This is a genomic window from Burkholderia sp. BDU5 (assembly GCF_001522845.1).
Classification (GTDB): domain Bacteria; phylum Pseudomonadota; class Gammaproteobacteria; order Burkholderiales; family Burkholderiaceae; genus Burkholderia; species Burkholderia mayonis.
Genome location: NZ_LOWC01000078.1, coordinates 26750 through 43748, shown reverse-complemented (window position 1 = coordinate 43748; position 16999 = coordinate 26750). Strand labels below are relative to the sequence as shown.

General features: G+C 65.9%; 18 protein-coding genes. 5 read left to right on the top strand and 13 right to left on the bottom strand.

Annotated elements, in window-relative coordinates; genetic code table 11:
* Positions 1-252: 252 nt before the first annotated feature.
* Positions 253-741 (bottom strand): OsmC family protein, encoded by a 489-nt coding sequence (locus WS69_RS13920; RefSeq protein ID WP_059471339.1) that lies wholly within the window; start codon positions 739-741, stop codon positions 253-255.
* A 36-nt stretch (positions 742-777) separates the two neighbouring features.
* Positions 778-1710, bottom strand: coding sequence for a 2-hydroxyacid dehydrogenase (locus tag WS69_RS13915; RefSeq protein ID WP_059471338.1), 933 nt, complete (start codon positions 1708-1710; stop codon positions 778-780).
* Between the two features lie 507 nt (positions 1711-2217).
* On the opposite strand from WS69_RS13915, the gene WS69_RS13910 reads away from it, so the two are divergent.
* Both WS69_RS13910 and WS69_RS13905 read left to right on the top strand, forming a co-directional pair.
* The gene (locus WS69_RS13910) at positions 2218-2916 is read left to right on the top strand and encodes an HAD-IA family hydrolase (RefSeq protein WP_059471337.1); all 699 of its coding nucleotides are present in this window, start codon (positions 2218-2220) and stop codon (positions 2914-2916) included.
* Positions 2917-2981: 65 nt separating this feature from the next.
* On the top strand, positions 2982-3332 hold the full coding sequence (locus WS69_RS13905) for a cupin domain-containing protein (protein WP_059471336.1): 351 nt from the start codon (positions 2982-2984) through the stop codon (positions 3330-3332).
* A 28-nt stretch (positions 3333-3360) separates the two neighbouring features.
* Here the strand turns inward: WS69_RS13905 and WS69_RS13900 are convergent, their stop codons facing one another.
* Positions 3361-3621, bottom strand: a complete 261-nt coding sequence (locus WS69_RS13900; RefSeq protein ID WP_059471335.1) for a hypothetical protein — start codon at positions 3619-3621, stop codon at positions 3361-3363.
* A 275-nt stretch (positions 3622-3896) separates the two neighbouring features.
* Here WS69_RS13900 and WS69_RS13895 point away from each other — a divergent pair, with 275 nt between their 5' ends.
* Positions 3897-4352 carry a DUF3761 domain-containing protein gene (locus WS69_RS13895; protein WP_059471334.1) on the top strand — a complete coding sequence of 152 codons (456 nt, stop codon included), beginning with the start codon at positions 3897-3899 and terminating at the stop codon, positions 4350-4352.
* A gap of 236 nt (positions 4353-4588) precedes the next feature.
* On the opposite strand, the gene WS69_RS13890 is transcribed toward WS69_RS13895, so the two are convergent.
* Both WS69_RS13890 and WS69_RS13885 read right to left on the bottom strand, forming a co-directional pair.
* Positions 4589-4804 (bottom strand): hypothetical protein, encoded by a 216-nt coding sequence (locus tag WS69_RS13890; protein ID WP_082716189.1) that lies wholly within the window; start codon positions 4802-4804, stop codon positions 4589-4591.
* A gap of 190 nt (positions 4805-4994) precedes the next feature.
* Complete coding sequence (locus WS69_RS13885) at positions 4995-5204, bottom strand: cold-shock protein (RefSeq protein WP_059471332.1); 210 nt, start codon at positions 5202-5204, stop codon at positions 4995-4997.
* A gap of 656 nt (positions 5205-5860) precedes the next feature.
* Here WS69_RS13885 and rpsU point away from each other — a divergent pair.
* On the top strand, positions 5861-6073 hold the full coding sequence (gene rpsU / locus WS69_RS13880) for a 30S ribosomal protein S21 (RefSeq protein WP_010109316.1): 213 nt from the start codon (positions 5861-5863) through the stop codon (positions 6071-6073).
* A gap of 639 nt (positions 6074-6712) precedes the next feature.
* Here rpsU and WS69_RS33310 read toward each other — a convergent pair.
* The 7 genes from WS69_RS33310 to WS69_RS13845 all read right to left on the bottom strand — a co-directional run bounded on the left by WS69_RS33310 (position 6713) and on the right by WS69_RS13845 (position 15113).
* Positions 6713-7699 carry a hypothetical protein gene (locus tag WS69_RS33310; RefSeq protein ID WP_156438124.1) on the bottom strand — a complete coding sequence of 329 codons (987 nt, stop codon included), beginning with the start codon at positions 7697-7699 and terminating at the stop codon, positions 6713-6715.
* Positions 7696-8154: a dihydroneopterin aldolase gene (locus WS69_RS13870; protein WP_059471330.1), complete on the bottom strand. Its 459-nt coding sequence runs from the start codon at positions 8152-8154 to the stop codon at positions 7696-7698. The genes WS69_RS33310 and WS69_RS13870 overlap by 4 nt, the downstream gene beginning before the upstream one ends.
* Entirely contained in the window at positions 8154-8789 is a 636-nt protein-coding gene (locus WS69_RS13865; protein WP_059471329.1) for a sarcosine oxidase subunit gamma, read from the bottom strand. The genes WS69_RS13870 and WS69_RS13865 overlap by 1 nt, the downstream gene beginning before the upstream one ends.
* Positions 8779-11787, bottom strand: a complete 3009-nt coding sequence (locus WS69_RS13860; RefSeq protein ID WP_059471328.1) for a sarcosine oxidase subunit alpha family protein — start codon at positions 11785-11787, stop codon at positions 8779-8781. The genes WS69_RS13865 and WS69_RS13860 overlap by 11 nt, the downstream gene beginning before the upstream one ends.
* Entirely contained in the window at positions 11784-12092 is a 309-nt protein-coding gene (locus WS69_RS13855) for a sarcosine oxidase subunit delta (RefSeq protein WP_059471327.1), read from the bottom strand. The genes WS69_RS13860 and WS69_RS13855 overlap by 4 nt, the downstream gene beginning before the upstream one ends.
* 374 nt (positions 12093-12466) lie before the next feature.
* On the bottom strand, positions 12467-13711 hold the full coding sequence (locus WS69_RS13850; RefSeq protein WP_059471326.1) for a sarcosine oxidase subunit beta family protein: 1245 nt from the start codon (positions 13709-13711) through the stop codon (positions 12467-12469).
* A gap of 16 nt (positions 13712-13727) precedes the next feature.
* Complete coding sequence (locus tag WS69_RS13845) at positions 13728-15113, bottom strand: L-serine ammonia-lyase (protein WP_059471325.1); 1386 nt, start codon at positions 15111-15113, stop codon at positions 13728-13730.
* Positions 15114-15399: 286 nt separating this feature from the next.
* Here WS69_RS13845 and WS69_RS13840 point away from each other — a divergent pair, with 286 nt between their 5' ends.
* A complete protein-coding gene (locus WS69_RS13840) occupies positions 15400-16626 on the top strand; it encodes a GlxA family transcriptional regulator (protein ID WP_059471324.1) in 1227 nt (408 codons plus the stop codon).
* Positions 16627-16714: 88 nt separating this feature from the next.
* Here the strand turns inward: WS69_RS13840 and WS69_RS13835 are convergent, their stop codons facing one another.
* The gene (locus WS69_RS13835) at positions 16715-16966 is read right to left on the bottom strand and encodes a hypothetical protein (RefSeq protein WP_059471323.1); all 252 of its coding nucleotides are present in this window, start codon (positions 16964-16966) and stop codon (positions 16715-16717) included.
* Positions 16967-16999 lie beyond the last annotated feature (33 nt).

The window sequence follows — 16999 nt, the reverse complement described above, 5'->3', positions numbered from 1 at the left end:
TTCAGCCGGACCGCGGCTCATGGGATACGTCTCAATCTCGCGTTCCGTCGGCAGATGCTCGGCAAGATCGCGCGGGAGGCGCGCTAGCAGCGCCGCGTCCATTCGCCCCGGCAATCGCGACTCGACTCTCGCTCATTGCACGGCGAGCCGGCTGCCGTCGGAAAACGTCGGCATGCCAACTTGCATGACCGACGTGCACGGCGCGCTTCGCTTGACATGCGCCTGCCGTGCGTCGTTCGTTCGCGGCTTTCGTCAGTCGGGCGCGCGCTCGTGCGCCCAGTTCCCTTCGACGCCGATCTCGGTCTTGACCGAGTTCGCAAGATAGCACGCCTCGTGTGCCGCGTGATGCAGCCTGTCGACGTCCTCGCGCGTGGGTCCGCGTTCGCCGCCGAACGTCACGTGCGGCTTCAGCACGACGCGCGTCATCACTTCCTTGCCCTCGGCGTTCTTTTCCATCGTGCCTTCAGCCACGTCGCGATAGCCCGTCACCACGAACTTCTTCTGCGCGGCGAGCGACAGGAACCACAGCATGTGGCAGCTCGACAATGCCGCGACGAACGCCTCTTCCGGATCGATCGCCGCCGGATCGGAAAACGGCACGCGCACCACATGCGGCGAACTCGACGCCGGCACGCGGACACCGCCGTCGAAACGCCACTCGTGCTTCCTGCTGTAGCGATTGTCCGTGAACGCCTCGCCTTCCTGCTTCTGCCACGCCACTTCGGCCGTATAGGTCGACATCGCTTCTCCTTCAGTCAGCGTTGGGATTCCTGTTCGTCAGATCGGCGTCAGCACCGGCTGCCCCGCGAAGTGACGCGCCGCGTTGTCGAGGAACTGCCGCACCGAACGGTCGAGCGCCTCCGGCGACCAGCCGCCCAAGTGCGGCGTCAGCACGACGTTGTCGAGACCGATCAGCGCGCTCGGCGGCTCAGGCTCGCCTTCATAGACGTCGAGCCCTGCGCCGGCAATGCGGCCCGCACGCAGTGCGTCGGCAAGCGCCGCCGTGTCGACGACGCTGCCGCGCGACACGTTGACGAGAAAACCGTGCTCACCGAGCGCACCGAGAATGCGCGCGTCGATCAGATGCTGCGTCGCCGCGCCGCCCGGCGTCGCGATGACGAGAAAATCCGCCCAGCGCGCGAGCGCTTCGAGGTCGGCGAAATAGCGGTACGCGACGCCTTCTCGCGGCGTGCGGTTGTGATAACCGATCTCGAGGTCGAAGCCCGCCGCGCGGCGCGCGACTTTCTGGCCGATGTTGCCGAGGCCGACGATCCCGAGCTTCTTGCCGGAAACGTTCGGCTGCATCGGCAGCGCGTCGCGCCACACGCCCGCACGGCATGCCGCATCGAGCTTCACGACGCCGCGCACCGCCGCGAGCAGCAGCGCGAACGCGTGATCGGCGACGCAGTCGTCGTTGGTGCCGGCGCCGTTGACGACGACGATCCCGCGCGAGCGCGCGCCGGCAACCGCGACGTTCTCATAGCCGGCGCCGAGCGCACCGACGAACTCGAGGTTCGGCAGGCGTGCAATCTCGTCGGCGAGCAGACCGGTAGTGCCGTTCGTCAGCACGGCGCGCACGGCGGCGCCGCGTTCCGTCATCGCGTGGCGGCGCTCGCCGGGGTCGGGCGCGTAGATGACGTCGAATACGTCGGCAAGTTGCGCGTACGCATGATCGCGCAGCGGGATCAGCACGAGAAGCTGGGGCTTCATGGCGGGCTTCGGCGGAGGGACAGTTGACGTAAGTGTAACAATGGAACGCGCGATGCCGGCAGGAAGCCCTGTTCGGAGAGAGGGCTCGGCGGGATCGGATGAATGCGCCGGCGGCGCACAGCGTGGCGCAGCTTGGCACGACGCCGTCGTCGGACACGCGGCAGCGGGAACCGCATCTTTCAGCAGCCGAATTCGCCCTCGCCCCGCCCGAATCTCGCGATTCGGCACATTTCCCCAGTCGAGCTCCGCAATTCGGCATACGCTGCGGTCCGCCCCGGTCAATTCAGCATCGCTGCGACGCGGTCTGCGCTTAAGCTGATCGCACGCCGAACGATGTCCGGCGCGACACGCGGCCGGCCCCCCGGCAGCGCGCGCGAATCCGCGACGCTTGACGCTGGCCGCACTGCCGCCGTCGTCATCGGCATCGAATGCCGGCGCGTCGACATTCATCGTGTCGGCCGGCCGAATCACGCGTCACATCGCCCAACCCATCGAGCCCGACCCACCATGAGCCTCACCCGATTCAAAGTTCTGACCTTCGACGTCGTCGGCACGTTGATCGACTTCGAGCGCGGCATGCTCGACTACGTTCACGACGCCGCGCCCGACGCGCGAATCACCGACGAGGATTTCCTGCGTGCCTACCGCATCGCCCGCAAGGACGCGAACGCGACCTGGTATCCCGACGACCTCGTCCGATGCTGGCATGCGGTCGCGCCCGCGCTCGGCCTGCCCGACGACGATGCGATCGCCCGAGGTTTTCGCGACTCGGTCGCGCGCTGGCCCGCCTTCGACGATTCGGTCGATGCGCTGAAGCGCCTGCGCAAGCATTTCAAGCTGGTGACGATGACGAATGCGCAGCAGTGGGCGCTCGAGCATTTCTCCGCGACGCTCGATCACCCGTTCGACCTCGAACTGAGCTGCGACGACGCGCTATGCGAAAAACCCGATCCGCGCTACTTCGCGTATGCGCGCGGCCGTTTCGAAGGCGCGTGGGGCTACCGGCAGGAAGACAACCTGCACGTCGCGCAGAGCCAGTATCACGACATCGGCGTATCGATGGGGCTCGGCATCGCGACTTGCTGGATCGAGCGCCGCCATGCGCAGCAAGGCTCGGGCGGCACGATCGAATCCGAGATCTCCCGCCCCGACCATCACTTCCGTTCGCTTGCGGAACTCGCGGACGCGGTCGACGCCGGCCGTTGACCGGCGCGCCGCGCGCAGCGTTCCTTTCAATGTCCAATCAGCACGAACAGTACGGAACAAGTCCGATGTCCATCACCGTCATTTCTCAATCCGTCGACGCCGCCGGCCTCGAGGACGCCGGCGCGGTCGCCCGCCCGCTCGGCGCGACCGTCGTGCATACCCGCTGTCTCGACGTTCCGCTCGAAGGCGCGGGAGACAACCAGGCCGGGCTGTGGGAATGCTCGCCGGGCCGCTTCGAGCGGCAACTCGCGAACGCCGAGGTGATGCACATCCTGTCGGGCGCGTGCACGTTCACGCCTGCGGGCGGCGAGCCGGTCGAGATCCGCGCGGGCGACACGCTGTTCTTCCCCGCCGATACCGTCGGCGTATGGCAAATACGCGAGACGCTGCGCAAGGTCTACGTCGTGATGGCGTGACCGCCTCGGTCCACGGGCGGCCGCTGCGTCACGCGTCCTCGGGCGGATGCGCTTCGAGCCACGCGACGATTTGCTGCTCGGCTTGCAGCGGCGTCACGGTTTCGCCCACCGCGAGCACTTCATATTTGTAAGGATCGGAGCCGTCGAAGTTGTCCGGCTCCGGCTGCGAAATCGTCCAGCGCCAGTCGATCCGGTCGGCGATCGGCGACGGCGCACCTTCGATGCTGCAACGGCATCCATCGATTTCCGCGACAAACCCGGTGGCGGTCGGTTCAAAACTCGCAAACACGGCGACTCCCGTCGATGTACGCCGCAACGCGGCAGGGTGGCGAGTATCTCACGACCGCGCCACCCGCTCCGCCGCGCCAGGCCCGTTACACATTGTCACGCATCGTTGCAACGATACGAGGCTATCCGCGATTCGCTGGTCAACCGGTTGCGCGGCCCGGGAGTTATTGACAGTACTGACGCATGCTTCCGCGTCAGTACTTCACGCGTGTTGCAACACGAGCGCGCAAGGTCACGCAAGCGCATATGCGCCAACCCGGATAATCAGGAGTTGAAATGAAAAAGACCGCCATTCTCTCGGCACTCGCCGCCGGCTTGTGCATCTCGATCAGCAGTTTTGCACAAGCGCCGGCAAGCGCGCCCGCCGGCACGACCGGTCTTTGCAAAGACGGCTCGTTCTATTCCGGCGCATCGAAGAAAGGAGCATGCTCGGGCCACAAGGGCTTGAAGACCTGGTACGGCGCATCGAAGGCCGCAGCAGCGAGCGGCACGCCGATGGCTGCCGCGCCCGTCGCGGCGGCATCGGGCGCGCTTGCCCCGTCGGGTATGGCGGCAGCGAAAAGTTCGGCACCGGCCGGCGCTCCGGGCCAAGTGTGGGCAAATACCGGCACGAAGGTCTATCACTGCCCGAGCGACAAGCAATACGGCAAGACCAAGCAAGGAGCATACATGTCGGAATCCGAAGCGAAGGCGAAGGGCTTCCGCCCGTCGCACGGCAGGACCTGCTCGTAACGTCGCGCGGCATCATCGCGCGACGAAATCCGGGGTGGCCTCATGCGCCCGCCCGGGCGTCAGCGGAAGCCTTTCCGCGAGCGCCCGGCGCGCGGCGTCGGATTCGACGCATTGTAAATCGGCGCAGAACGCGCAAGTCGATGTGCGTCGCCACGCAACATCGCAATGCGAACCGTATCGCATTCTGCCGGTTCGCTCGCCCGCGCGTCGCGCACCCTTGCGCGACGCGTCGATACTCAGCCGCACGTATCGATCCAGTTGCGCGCCCAGCAGCTCGAGTAGTGAACCGCCTCTTCCTCGGTGGAAAAATAGTCGAGCCCATAGAAGCGATAAAGCGCCTCTTCAGCGTGTGCCGGCGATTTTTCGAGCAACAGGTTGGATGAAAAATAGCCGTCGGACAGACGGTGCGCGAAAGATTGAACCGCGTAACCGCGGTAAGTCATAGAAGTCATTTGCATTGTAATTTTAGTAGTCGAACGTGAATTCCGCCGATCTCTGGCGGCACGATTTCGTTCGCGGGACGGTGCGGACGCAGGCAAGTGGGCGAGCGTCGCCTTGGGAGGGGAGATCGATGCGCGGCCGGTTTCATGAAATCCGGCCCATAGCCCCAATGCGCGTTTGCGGCATCGGGCGTATAAAGCGTTACAGCTTACAGCCCTTGATGTTGGCTGCCTGAAGGCCCTTCGGGCCTCGCTTCGTCTGGAAGCTCACCTTCTGATTCTCGGCCAGCGTCTTGAACCCTTCGCCCCTGATTTCGGAGAAGTGCGCGAACAGGTCGTCGCCCCCCGAATCCGGCGAAATGAAGCCAAAGCCCTTGCTGTCGTTGAACCACTTGACGGTACCGGTATCCATAAGAATCCCTAAAAAAGTTGATACGCTCCTGCCCCGCTGCAGGTATGGGGAAGCATCAAGGAGCGAGAGGACAACGAATTCCGCGCGAGTGGCGGCAAAGTGATGAACAGCAATCGGACTTCTTGAGGGCTTCTGCCGCGGCCATACGCGGCACGAAGCACTCGGTCAAGCCATTTCTGAAAATAATCGGAACGCGCGCTTTCGATGCATCCCCGCGCCGCTCGCTAACGCGTGGTGCTCGCATCGAGCGCATCATGTGCATCGCCGCGCGATTCGGCCCGTCGCCAAAAATGAATCGTGCTTCACGTTGATTCACGTGTATAGTGGCACCGTCGTATCTTCGGGCTTCCGTGCTCCAGATGCGCCACAACTGACTGCATCGCGTGCGTTCGGCTTCGAGGCCATCGCGCGCCCGCGGTCGCCGCGTCGCTCCGCGACGCGTGCCAATGCACACGCTGCACTCGACATGCAGCAACCCGTGTCGGCCGACATTTCCGCCACGCTGCGTTCCACGCGTCAACCAGCCGACGTTCGCCGACGGAAGGAAGCAAGCGCATCCGTCGTCGCCCTCCCCAAGGCCTACGCGCTACTGGCGAGCCGCGAATGCGCGTGATCGCGCCGACGCCCCATCGCCCAGGCCCCAACCAAGGACCAATTTGACCACGATCATCCTCAATCCAAACGAACCGGTAGAAGTCGCACTGCGGCGCTTCCGTCGCACGATCGAAAGAACCGGCCTGATCAAGGAGCTTCGCGCGCGGACGAGCTATGAGAAGCCCACCACCGAGCGCAAGCGGAAGAAGGCTTCCGCCGTCGCGAGACTGCGCAAGCAAATTCGCCGATCGATGCCGCCGAAGAAGATGTATTGAACATCGGCGTCCGGGCCAGGCCGGCGCGGGCGCGCCGCCAGGCGCGTCACGCTCGAAGAGCGTCCATTTCGCGCGCGGGCCGGGCTACCGACGTCACCGCGACGCCACCTCGCAACGGCCTCGGCCCTCGGCGATGTCGTTCGCATACCTGCGATCTCGTCACGCCACTCATGCGTTGTTCGATACGACGGTTCGATCGCCGCTGGCGATGCCGCATCATTACTGCAACGGACGGGCGGCGCGGAATGACTTCCGCCACGCTCCGCACGTGCTCAAGTGCTCAAGTGCTCAAGTGCTCAAGCGCTCAGGCGCTCAGGCGCTCAGGCGCTCAGATGGTCGATGAACAAACTGTCGACCGCTCATTCACCACTCATCGGCCACGCACGACGGCGCGCATCCATCGCATGCCGCATTCGACGTGCACGCGCAATGCGCGTCCGCCGTCCTCGATGCTCGACGCATGCACATGTCGGCGCCGCTGCCCAATATCGGCCAAAGCCATGCGCTGACATCGGCATTGGCCATTAGCCTCGCTCGCATCATCCCGCCGCACAACCGCGTGAATGCCGTCAATTCCGAGCGGCGCCACTCATCATGCGTCTCCGCATTCCGACGACGCCGTCCTGTGGTCAGTCGAATCTACTCGCACGGGCGGCCATTCGAGGAGATCGTGCCCGGATCGGGCTCGAACAGGACCGCGCGCGACTGTTGCAAATAATCGGTCGACATTTCCGCCAGAGAGCGGATCATGGTTGAATCGTATAGGGTGCGCATCCACCCCTGCGCATCATGAACGCTTCGGCGCGACAATCCGGATTGCCCAAGCGGCACCGACACCGCGCTCACCCGATCCAAGCCTTCGAGCTGACCGGTGAGTCCCCCTTTACGATAGACGGCGATGCGCAGCGCATCAACCGCAGACGACGTTGCGTTCACGCCCAGCCGCTCGAACGACCGACTCAAAGAGGGCCGAGCGATGTCTCGGCAGTTGTGATGAATCGAGATGACGTACTGAATCTGGTGTACCAGAATGAAATCGTTCAGGCCGACAGCAAGCGCCTGAACGAAACCGACATCAACCTGGAATGCAATCAGCGCGAATTTCTGATGTTCGCTGCGCTTCGCGAGCTGTTGCGTGCGAACGGGTACTCGGAATTCGAGGCGGACGAGATGGCGAGCGATGTAATGTACCAACTCAGATGACCGCATGCGCGTTCCCCGGAACCCACGGCTCGCGCGCCATGTGCCGACGCGATCGACATTGTGCTCGAAACCGCTTCCGGGATCGAGGCCAATTGAAAACCACGCCGCGTCAAGCCGGCGATCCCGAACCGGATCGCCGGCCGGGCGCCTCCGACAAACGCCGACAACCCGACCGCCATCATGAAGAATCGACTCGATAAAACGTTCGGACGTACGCCCAGCCGCTTCGAAACGTTGCAACAAGATCGCTTGCGCACGCTGAAACTTGCAGACGAAGCACGCGCGCTGCAACGGGACAAAGAGTATCGCCTGATCGATCCATCGGCGGAAAAATGGCGCTACAAGCCGTGAGCCGCGCGTTCCTTCAAACGGGATATCCGTCGGATGCCTGAAGAAATTCCAGCTTGCGAGACAATGCGTCAAGCCGCCCGCACTCCGTGGTGTCGCGCGACCGTGCCGCTCCACGTCAGATAATCCGCCCGCGTCCAATCCAGCTCGACGCCCACCCGCTTCGTTCCCGGTCGAATCTTCGGCTTGTGCGCGGCGATCGTCAGCGTCTCCAGCGCCGGCCATTCCCGAAACGACAGCACCGCAATTTCCGCGACGAGGGTTTCCAACAGCCTCGTATGCGGCTTCGCCGCGAGGTACGCCGCGATTTTCGCGCAGTATCCGTCGTAATCGATCCAGCCGCCTTCCTCGCTCGGCGCGCATCGATAGCCGAGCCGCGCATCGATCACGATCGGCTGCGGCGCGTCATGCTCGTGCGGATGAATGCCGATGCGCGCCGGCACCTCCAATCCGTCGACGAAAATGCTCCAGCCGCGCCCGCTCAGGCGCGGCGCATCGAGCGAGACGAACGGCTCGTCGACGGGCTTCATCAGACGAGCGGCGCCGCCGCGTCGAGCATGATGCGGCTGAAGTAATCGGCGAAGCTGCGGCGCACGACGATGTCGAACGTATCGCCGCCCATCGGCACGAGCGCGATCGACGCCTTGAAGTAATGACTCTGCGCACACTGTCCGACGCCGAACATGCGCGGATGCAGATCGAGCGGGCAGCCGCGCGCGAGCACGTCGCGCGCGCGTTCGCCGCTCACTTCGACGACCGTGTAGCCGCTGCCGACGTCGACGGCCGCCGCATACATCCCCTGCACCGCCTCCGCAAGCTTCGCTTCGAGCGCGCCCGCCGCGACCGCGCCGTTCGAGCGCACGAGCCATTCGTCGGGGCCGAGCCACAGCACGTCGTAGTCCGCGCTGCGCGCGACCGTATTCGGCTTCATGGGCGGCCGGCAGCCGACCACCTGCTCGAATGCGCGCACGAACGCGGGATCGTTCGGCTCGCCGCGCACGTTCACGAGATCGAGGAACGGCCGCTCGCGGAACCGGAATTTCTTCGATGCGCGCGCGTCGTGCGCCTTCAACGCGTCGCCCGCGCCGACGAGCGGCGATTCGAGCCGTGCGCCGTCCTGCGCGCGCGCCGCCACCGAAGCTTCATTTCTCGTTTCATTCCACATGCTGACGTACCCCTTCGGTGTCGTAGAAAACCGGGCTCGAAATCGTCGCGACCACGCGCCGGCCGTTTGCGAGCGAGATCGCGACGCGCTCGCCCATCCGGGTCAATCCGCCTTTCACGACCGCGAGTGCGATCGAGCGTTTCAGGATCGGGCTGTAATAGCTCGACGTCACGTGGCCGAGCATCGCGGTCGTGCCGTCCGTGCACGCTGCCGCATCGGCCTCGACGATCTGGCCGCCTTCGGGCAGCACGTATTGCGCGTCTTCGGTCAGCAAGCCGACGAACTGCTTGCGCCCGCTCTTCGCGGTATCGGCGCGCGTGAGCGACCGGCGGCCTAGGAAGTCTTTCGACTTCGCGACGAGCCCGCCCATCCCGAGATCGAACGGCGTGATCGATCCGTCGGTGTCCTGACCGACGATGATGTAGCCTTTCTCCGCGCGCAGTACGTGCATCGTCTCGGTGCCGTAAGGCGTGATGTCGAACTCCGCGCCCGCCTCCATCAGCGCTTCCCATACCGCGCGGCCCGCGTTTGCCGGCACGTTCACTTCATACGCGAGCTCGCCCGAGAAGCTGATCCGCATCACGCGCGCCTTCACGCCCGCGACCGTTCCGTCGCGATAGCTCATGAACGGGAACGCGTCGTTCGCGAAGTCGATGTCCTTGCATACCTTCTGCACGACCTTGCGGCTCTTCGGGCCGACCACCGCGAACGTCGCCCAGTGATCGGTGACGGACGCAAGGCGCACCTTCATGTCGGGCCACTCGGTCTGCAGCCAGCGCTCGAGCCACGTCAGCACGCGCGCGGCGCCGCCCGTCGTCGTCGTCATCATGAAGTGCTGGTCGCCGAGGCGCACGGTCACGCCATCGTCGAACACCATCCCGTTCTCGTCGAGCATCAGCCCATAGCGGCATTTGCCGACTTCGAGCTTGCTCCACGGATTCGTGTAGACCCAGTTCAGCAGCTTCACCGCGTCCGGGCCCTGGATGTCGATCTTGCCGAGCGTCGACGCATCGAGCATGCCGACGGCGCTGCGCACCGCGAGGCACTCGCGCGCAACGGCAGCGTGCAGGTCCTCGCCCTTCTTCGGGAAATACCACGGCCGCTTCCAGTTGCCGACGTCCTCGAACATCGCGCCGTGCTCGACGTGCCATTCGTGGACGCAGGTCTTGCGGACCGGATCGAGAAAGTCGCCGAGCTCGCGGCCCGCGAACGCGCCGAACGATACGGGCGTGTAGTTCGGGCGGAACGTCGTCGTGCCCGTCTCGGGAATCGTCTTGCCGAGCGCCTGCGCGAGGATCGCCATCCCGTTGATGTTGCCGAGCTTGCCCTGGTCGGTGCCGAACCCCATCGCCGTATAGCGCTTCACGTGCTCGACCGATTCGAAGCCCTCGCGCGCGGCGAGCAGGATGTCGGCCGCGCCGACGTCGTTCTGGAAATCGACGAACTGCTTCGGACCGCGAACCGCCGCGTCGGCGCCGCTCGCGAGCCACAACGGCAGCAACGCGTCCTCGACCGCCTCGGCGACCTTCGGCACCGGCGGCCGTTCGGCCGCGTGGCCCGACGACTTCGCGGCGGCGACGCCCGCGTCGACGGCGAGCCGCAGCGCGCGCGACAGCTCGAACTCGCCGGCCGCCGCGCCGACGCTCGCTTCCGGCTGCACCGGCTTGCCCGGCACGAAACACACCTTGTCGTCGTTCCAGTGCGCCTTGCCGCCCGATTGCGCGAACAGATGCAGCACCGGGCTGAAGCCGCCCGACATCGCGACGAGATCGCACGGCAGCGTCGCGATCTTGCCGCCCGTCTTGCCATTTGCATACGACGCGACGTCGATCGATGCGACGCGCAGCTTGCCCGTCGCGGCCGACACGACCGCGCCGCTCATCACCGCGATGCCGTTGCGCTTCGCGACCGCGGGCAACGCGCCGCGCGTCGACGCGCGCGCGTCGACGACCGTCACCTTTGCGCCGCAAGCCTTCAGATCGAGCGCGCATTGATAGCCGCGATCGTTGTTCGTCGCGACGACCGTGACGCGCCCCGGCAGCACGCCATAGCGATGGATGTAGGTTGACACGGCCGACGCGGTCATCACGCCGGGCAGGTCGTTGTTGCCGAATACGAGCGGACGCTCGTGCGCGCCTGTCGCGAGGATCACGCGCTTCGCGCGGACCTTCCACATCAGCTCGCGCGTGCCCTTGCGCATCGATACCGGAAGATGGTCGGTCAGCCGCTGCACGACGGTCACGAGATTGTGATCCTGATAGCCGAATGCGGTGCTGCGCGTGAGAATCTTCACGTCGGGCAGCTTCGCGAGCTCGGCTTCGATCTTCTCGACCCATTGCAGCGCGGGCTTGCCGTCGATCTCTGCGCGGCACGCGAGCAGGCTGCCGCCGAGTTCGCGCTGATCGTCGACGAGGGTCACGCGCGCGCCGTTCACGGCCGCCGCATGCGCGGCCGCGAGCCCCGTCGGGCCGCCGCCGACGACGAGCACGTCGCAGTGCGCGTAGCACTTGTCGTAGCGGTCGGCGTCGAGCGTGTCGGGCGCCTTGCCGAGGCCTGCCGCGTCACGAATCTTCTCTTCGTATGTCGGCCACATCTTGCGCGGCCACATGAACGTCTTGTAGTAGAAGCCCGCCGGCAGGAAGCGTGAGAACTTCTGCATGACGGCCATCCGGTCGTGCTCGAGCGACGGCTGCGCGTTCACGCTCGTCGCGACGAGTCCCTGATACAGCTCGATCTCCGTCGCGCGCGCGTTCGGCACCGTGTACGCGCCGGTTTCGAGCTGCACGACGGCGTTCGGCTCGTCGACGCCCGCCGTCACGATCCCGCGTGGCCGGTGATACTTGAAGCTGCGCGCGACGAAGTGCACGCCGTTCGCGAGCAGCGCGGACGCCAGCGTGTCGCCCTGGAAGCCCTGATACGTGCGGCCGTTGAACGTGAAGGTCAGCGGCTGTGCGCGGTTGATGCGCCCGCCTGCGCCGAGTCGGTCTTTCTGGCTCATTTGCTCGTGTCCTCTGCTGCGGTGGCGGCCGGCTTGCCGTCGGCGGCACCGCCGAACGTGTCGTAGCCCTGGATTTCGTAAGTGATGGTATCGCGCTGCGCCATGAACCAGCGGCGGCAGCCCTGCGTGTGCAGCCATTGCTCGCGATGCGCGCCGCGCGGGTTCTTGCGCATGAACAGGTAATCGCCCCATTCGCGGTCGGACAGCGTGTCCGTATCGAGCGGGCGCGCGATGTCGGCTTCGCCGCCGCAGCTGAATTCGGATTCGGCGCGCGGACCGCACCACGGACATTCGATCAGCAACATGTTCGTTCTCCTCTGTCGACCAGAGTTAGCGCTTTAGCGCTTACTCTGGTCCCATGCTTCGCGGTCGACCAGAGTTAGCGCTTTAGCGCTTACTCTGGTCCCATGCTTCGCGGTCGACCAGAGTTGGCGCTTTAGCGCTTACTCTGGTCCCATGCTTCGCGGTCGACCAGAGTTAGCGCTTTAGCGCTTACTCTGGTCCCATGCTTTGCGGTCGACCAGCGTTAGCGCTTTAGCGCTTACTCTGGTCCCATGCTTCGCGGTCGACCAGAGTTAGCGCTTTAGCGCTTACTCTGGTCCCATGCTTTGCGGTCGACCAGCGTTAGCGCGTTAGCGCTTTACTCTGGTCCCATGCACGTCAGTGCGTGGTGGTTCGGTCAGTGCGCGACGGCGGCCGCGCCGTGCTCGTCGATCAGATGACCGCTGTAGAAGCGCTCGAGCGCGAACGGCGCATTGAGCGGATGCGGCTCGTCGCGCGCGATCGTGTGCGCGAACACCCAGCCCGAGCCCGGCGTCGCCTTGAAACCGCCCGTGCCCCAGCCGCAGTTGAAATACAGGCCCTTCACGTCAGTCTTGCTGATGATCGGGCACGCGTCCGGCGACACGTCGACGATCCCGCCCCACTGGCGGTTCATCCGCACGCGCGAGAACACCGGGAACATCTCGACGATCGCCTCGAGCGTGCCTTCGATGATCTGGAAGCTGCCGCGCTGGCCGAAGCCCGTGTACTGATCGATGCCCGCGCCGATCACGAGGTCGCCCTTGTCGGACTGGCTGATGTACGCGTGCACCGCGTTCGACATCACGACCGTGTTGACGACGGGCTTGATCGGCTCCGACACGAGCGCCTGCAGCGGATGGCTTTCGAGCGGCAGCCGCACGCCCGCCATGTCGGCGAGCGTCGTCGTGTTGCCCGCGGCGGCGACCGCGACCTTCTTCGCCTTGATGAAGCCCTTCACCGTGTCGACGCCGACCACCGCCCCGCCTTCGCGGCGAATGCCCGTCACCTGGCAGTTCTGGATGATGTCCACGCCCGCGCGGTCCGCGCCGCGCGCGAAGCCCCAGGCCACCGCATCGTGGCGCGCGACGCCGCCGCGCCGCTGAATCGACGCGCCCAGCACCGGGTAGCGGCTGTTCAGGTTGATCGTCGGCTCGATCTCCTTGATCTGCGCAGGCGTCAGGAACTCGGCGTCGACGCCGTTCAGGCGGTTCGCGTTCACGCGCCGCTCGGTGTCGCGCACGTCCTGCAGCGTATGCGCAAGGTTCATCACGCCGCGCTGGCTGAACATCACGTTGTAGTTCAGGTCCTGAGACAGGCCTTCCCACAGCTTCATCGCCTTTTCGTAGAGCGCGGCGGATTCGTCCCACAGGTAGTTCGAGCGGACGATCGTCGTGTTGCGCGCGGTGTTGCCGCCGCCGATCCAGCCCTTCTCGAGCACCGCGACGTTCGTCACGCCGTGCTCCTTCGCGAGGTAATACGCGGTCGCGAGGCCGTGCCCGCCGCCGCCGACGATCACGACGTCGTACTCGCGCTTCGGCTCCGGGCTCTTCCACTGCTTTTCCCAGTGCTCGTGATACGACAGGCCGTTGCGGAACAGGCTGAATATCGAGTAGCGGCTCATGTTGATGGACCCTTCGTTAGCATTCGATGACGTTCACGGCGAGTCCGCCGCGCGACGTTTCCTTGTATTTCGTCTTCATGTCGGCGCCCGTTTCGCGCATCGTCTTGATGACGGAATCGAGCGACACGTAGTGCTGGCCGTCGCCCTTCAACGCGATCCGCGACGCGTTGAGCGCCTTGATCGCGCCCATCGCGTTGCGCTCGATGCACGGAATCTGCACGAGGCCGCCGACGGGATCGCACGTCATCCCGAGGTTGTGCTCCATGCCGATCTCGGCTGCGTTCTCGACCTGGCCGGGCGTGCCGCCCATCACCGCCGCGAGCGCGGCCGCGGCCATCGAGCACGCGACGCCGACCTCGCCCTGACAGCCGACTTCCGCGCCGGAGATCGACGCGGTTTCCTTGTAGATGATCCCGATCGCGGCGGCCGTCAGCAGGAAATCGACGATCCCCTGCTCGTTCGAGCCGGGCACGAACTTCACGTAGTAATGGAGGATGGCCGGAATCACGCCCGCCGCGCCGTTCGTCGGCGCGGTGACGACGCGCCCGCCCGCCGCGTTCTCCTCATTGACCGCCATCGCGTACAGGTTCACCCAGTCGAGCATCGACAGCGGATCGCGCAGCGACTCCTCCGAGCGGTTACGCAACCGCGCATTGAGCTCGGCCGCGCGGCGCTTCACGCGCATCGGGCCCGGCAGCTCGCCGTCGACCTTGCAGCCGCGCTCGACGCAGGCGGCCATCGTCCGCCAGATCGCGAGCAGGCCCGCGCGCACCTCTTCGGCCGGGCGCAGCGCGCATTCGTTGCGGAACGTGAGCCCGGCGATCGACAGGCCGCTGTCGCGGCACGCACGCATCAGGTCGTCGCCGGTGCGGAACGGATGCGGCACCTCGGCCGCCGCGCGCACGCCGTTCACGCGATCGCCATCGCGATTGACGACGAAGCCGCCGCCGACCGAGTAATACTCCTTCTCGACGAGCAACTGGCCGTGCTCGTCGAACGCCTGGAAGCGCATCCCGTTTGGATGGACGATGCTCGTGCCCCCCATCAGCTTCCGGTAGAAGCCGAGATCGTCCTTCTCGTCAAAGCGGATGCCGCGCTTGCCGAGCACCGAAAGCGACTTCTCGGCGCGGATCGCCTTCAGCCGGGGCTCGATCAGATCCGGATCGATCAGATCCGGCAGATGGCCTTCGAGACCGAGCAGCACCGCCTTGTCGGTGCCGTGGCCCTTGCCCGTCGCGCCGAGCGAGCCGTACAGCTCGACCCGCACGCGGCGCACGAAGCCGAGCAGGTTCGCATCCTCGACATGCGACGCGAACCGGCGCGCGGCGATCATCGGCCCCACCGTGTGCGAGCTCGACGGCCCGATGCCGATCTTGAACAGATCGAAAACGCTGACGTTCATCTGGCTGCCCTTGCGTAGCGAAGCTTGGTTGACATTGGACGTCAGTACATCAAAGCGTAAAATCCGCCGATAGAACAAAAACGGCATTGGCGTGGGACGCCGCCGCCAACCGCCGCGCGCGACGGGCGCTTCATGCGTTTCGGCGATGATTCGCGGCGAAAAAACACAAGTCCCGCGCAGCCCGATCGGCGACGCTCGCAGTACAGACTGCGCGGCGGCCGGCCTTCGGGCGCCCCGCAGACTGGAGACACGCCGGGCCGAGCCCGGCCAACCGACGATTGCAGCCATGACCGCCGACGTATCCGCTTCCCCCCTCGCCGCCGATTCCTCGCAGCCGCGCCTGCGCTTCGGAATCGTGCTGCTGCCGAACTTCACGCTGACCGCGTTCTCGGGGTTCGCCGACATGCTGCGGCTGTCCGCCGACGACGGCGACTACAGCAAGCCGGTGCGCTGCTCGTGGACCGTGATCGGCGACACGCTCGCGCCCGTGCGCGCGAGCTGCGGAATCCAGGTGACGCCGTGGCGGACGTTCGACGATGCCGATGCCGACGCGTTCGACTACGTCGTCGTCGTGGGCGGGCTGCTGCATTCGGGGCCGCAAGCGGGGCCGGAGACGCTGCAGTTCGTCCGCCGCGCGGCAGCGGCGGACGCGAACCTCGTCGGGATCTGCACAGGCGCGTTCGCGCTGATGCGCGCGGGCGTGCTCGACGGGCACCGCGTCTGCGTCAGCTGGTTCCATTATTGGGACTTCATCGAACGCTTTCCGAGTGTCGATCCGGATCTCCTGATCGCCGATCGCCTGTTCGTGATCGACCGGCGGCGGATCACCTGCTCGGGCGGGCGCGCGTCGATCGACGTCGCCGCGGCGATCCTGTTGCGCCACTTCGATCACGCGACCGTGCAGAAGGCGCTGCGGATCCTGCTCGTCGGCGAGATGCAGAAAGGCAACGCGCCGCAGCCGCATCCGCCCGGCCTGGAGCCGGCGACGCATCCGAAGGTCAAGCGCGCGATTCTGCTGATGGAACAGCACGTCGGGCGCGCGCTGCCGCTCGACGAGCTCGCGTGCAAGCTCGATCTGTCGACGCGCCAGCTCGAGCGGCTCTTCAAGGCGGAGACGGGCAAGAGCCCGCAGGCGTTCGCGAAGCAGGTGCGGCTGCGCACCGCCGCGTGGCTGCTGACGAGCTCGGACCGGACCGTCGCCGACATCGCGTCGAGCTGCGGGTTCGCCGATGCGTCGCACCTCGGGCGCGAATTCCGCAAGCAGTTCGGCGCGCCGCCCGCGGCATACCGGGAGAAAGGCGGCGCGGGCGGCGACGGGGACGCGTCGGCAATGGCGTGCGCGCTCGACAATGTGGATGCGGACGTCGATGCGGGTACGGATGCGGGTACGGATGCGGATGCGGATGCGGATGCGGATGCGGATTCGGATTCGGGTGCGGGTGCGGGTGCCGATGCGGATGCCGATGCGGATGCCGATGCGGATACGCGTCGGGACGGCGTGGGCGCCGCCTGAGCGCGCGGCGGTCAGCGGCGCCGTCGTGCGGCGCCGAGCGCCCGGCAAGCACCGCCGCGCGCAGGCGCGTCAGTTCCCCGCACGCCGCTCAATGCGCGTCGACGAACGCCCTGAGCCGCGCATCCCGAATTTCCAGCATGTCGAAGAACCCGAGCGCACGCAGCGACGGCAGCGCGTCGAGCATGTCGCGCTCGGCCTCCGCGCGCGCTTCCGTCGATGCGCGCGCGTCGGTCCAGACGCGCGCGTTGGCAAGGAACGCTGCAACGGTCCCTTTGCGAGCCGACACGCCGCCGATTTCGATCCGGTCGACGTGATCGGGAAGGATTGCTTCTGCTTTCATCGTGAACGCCAGAGGGGTGGTGAAGAAGCCCAC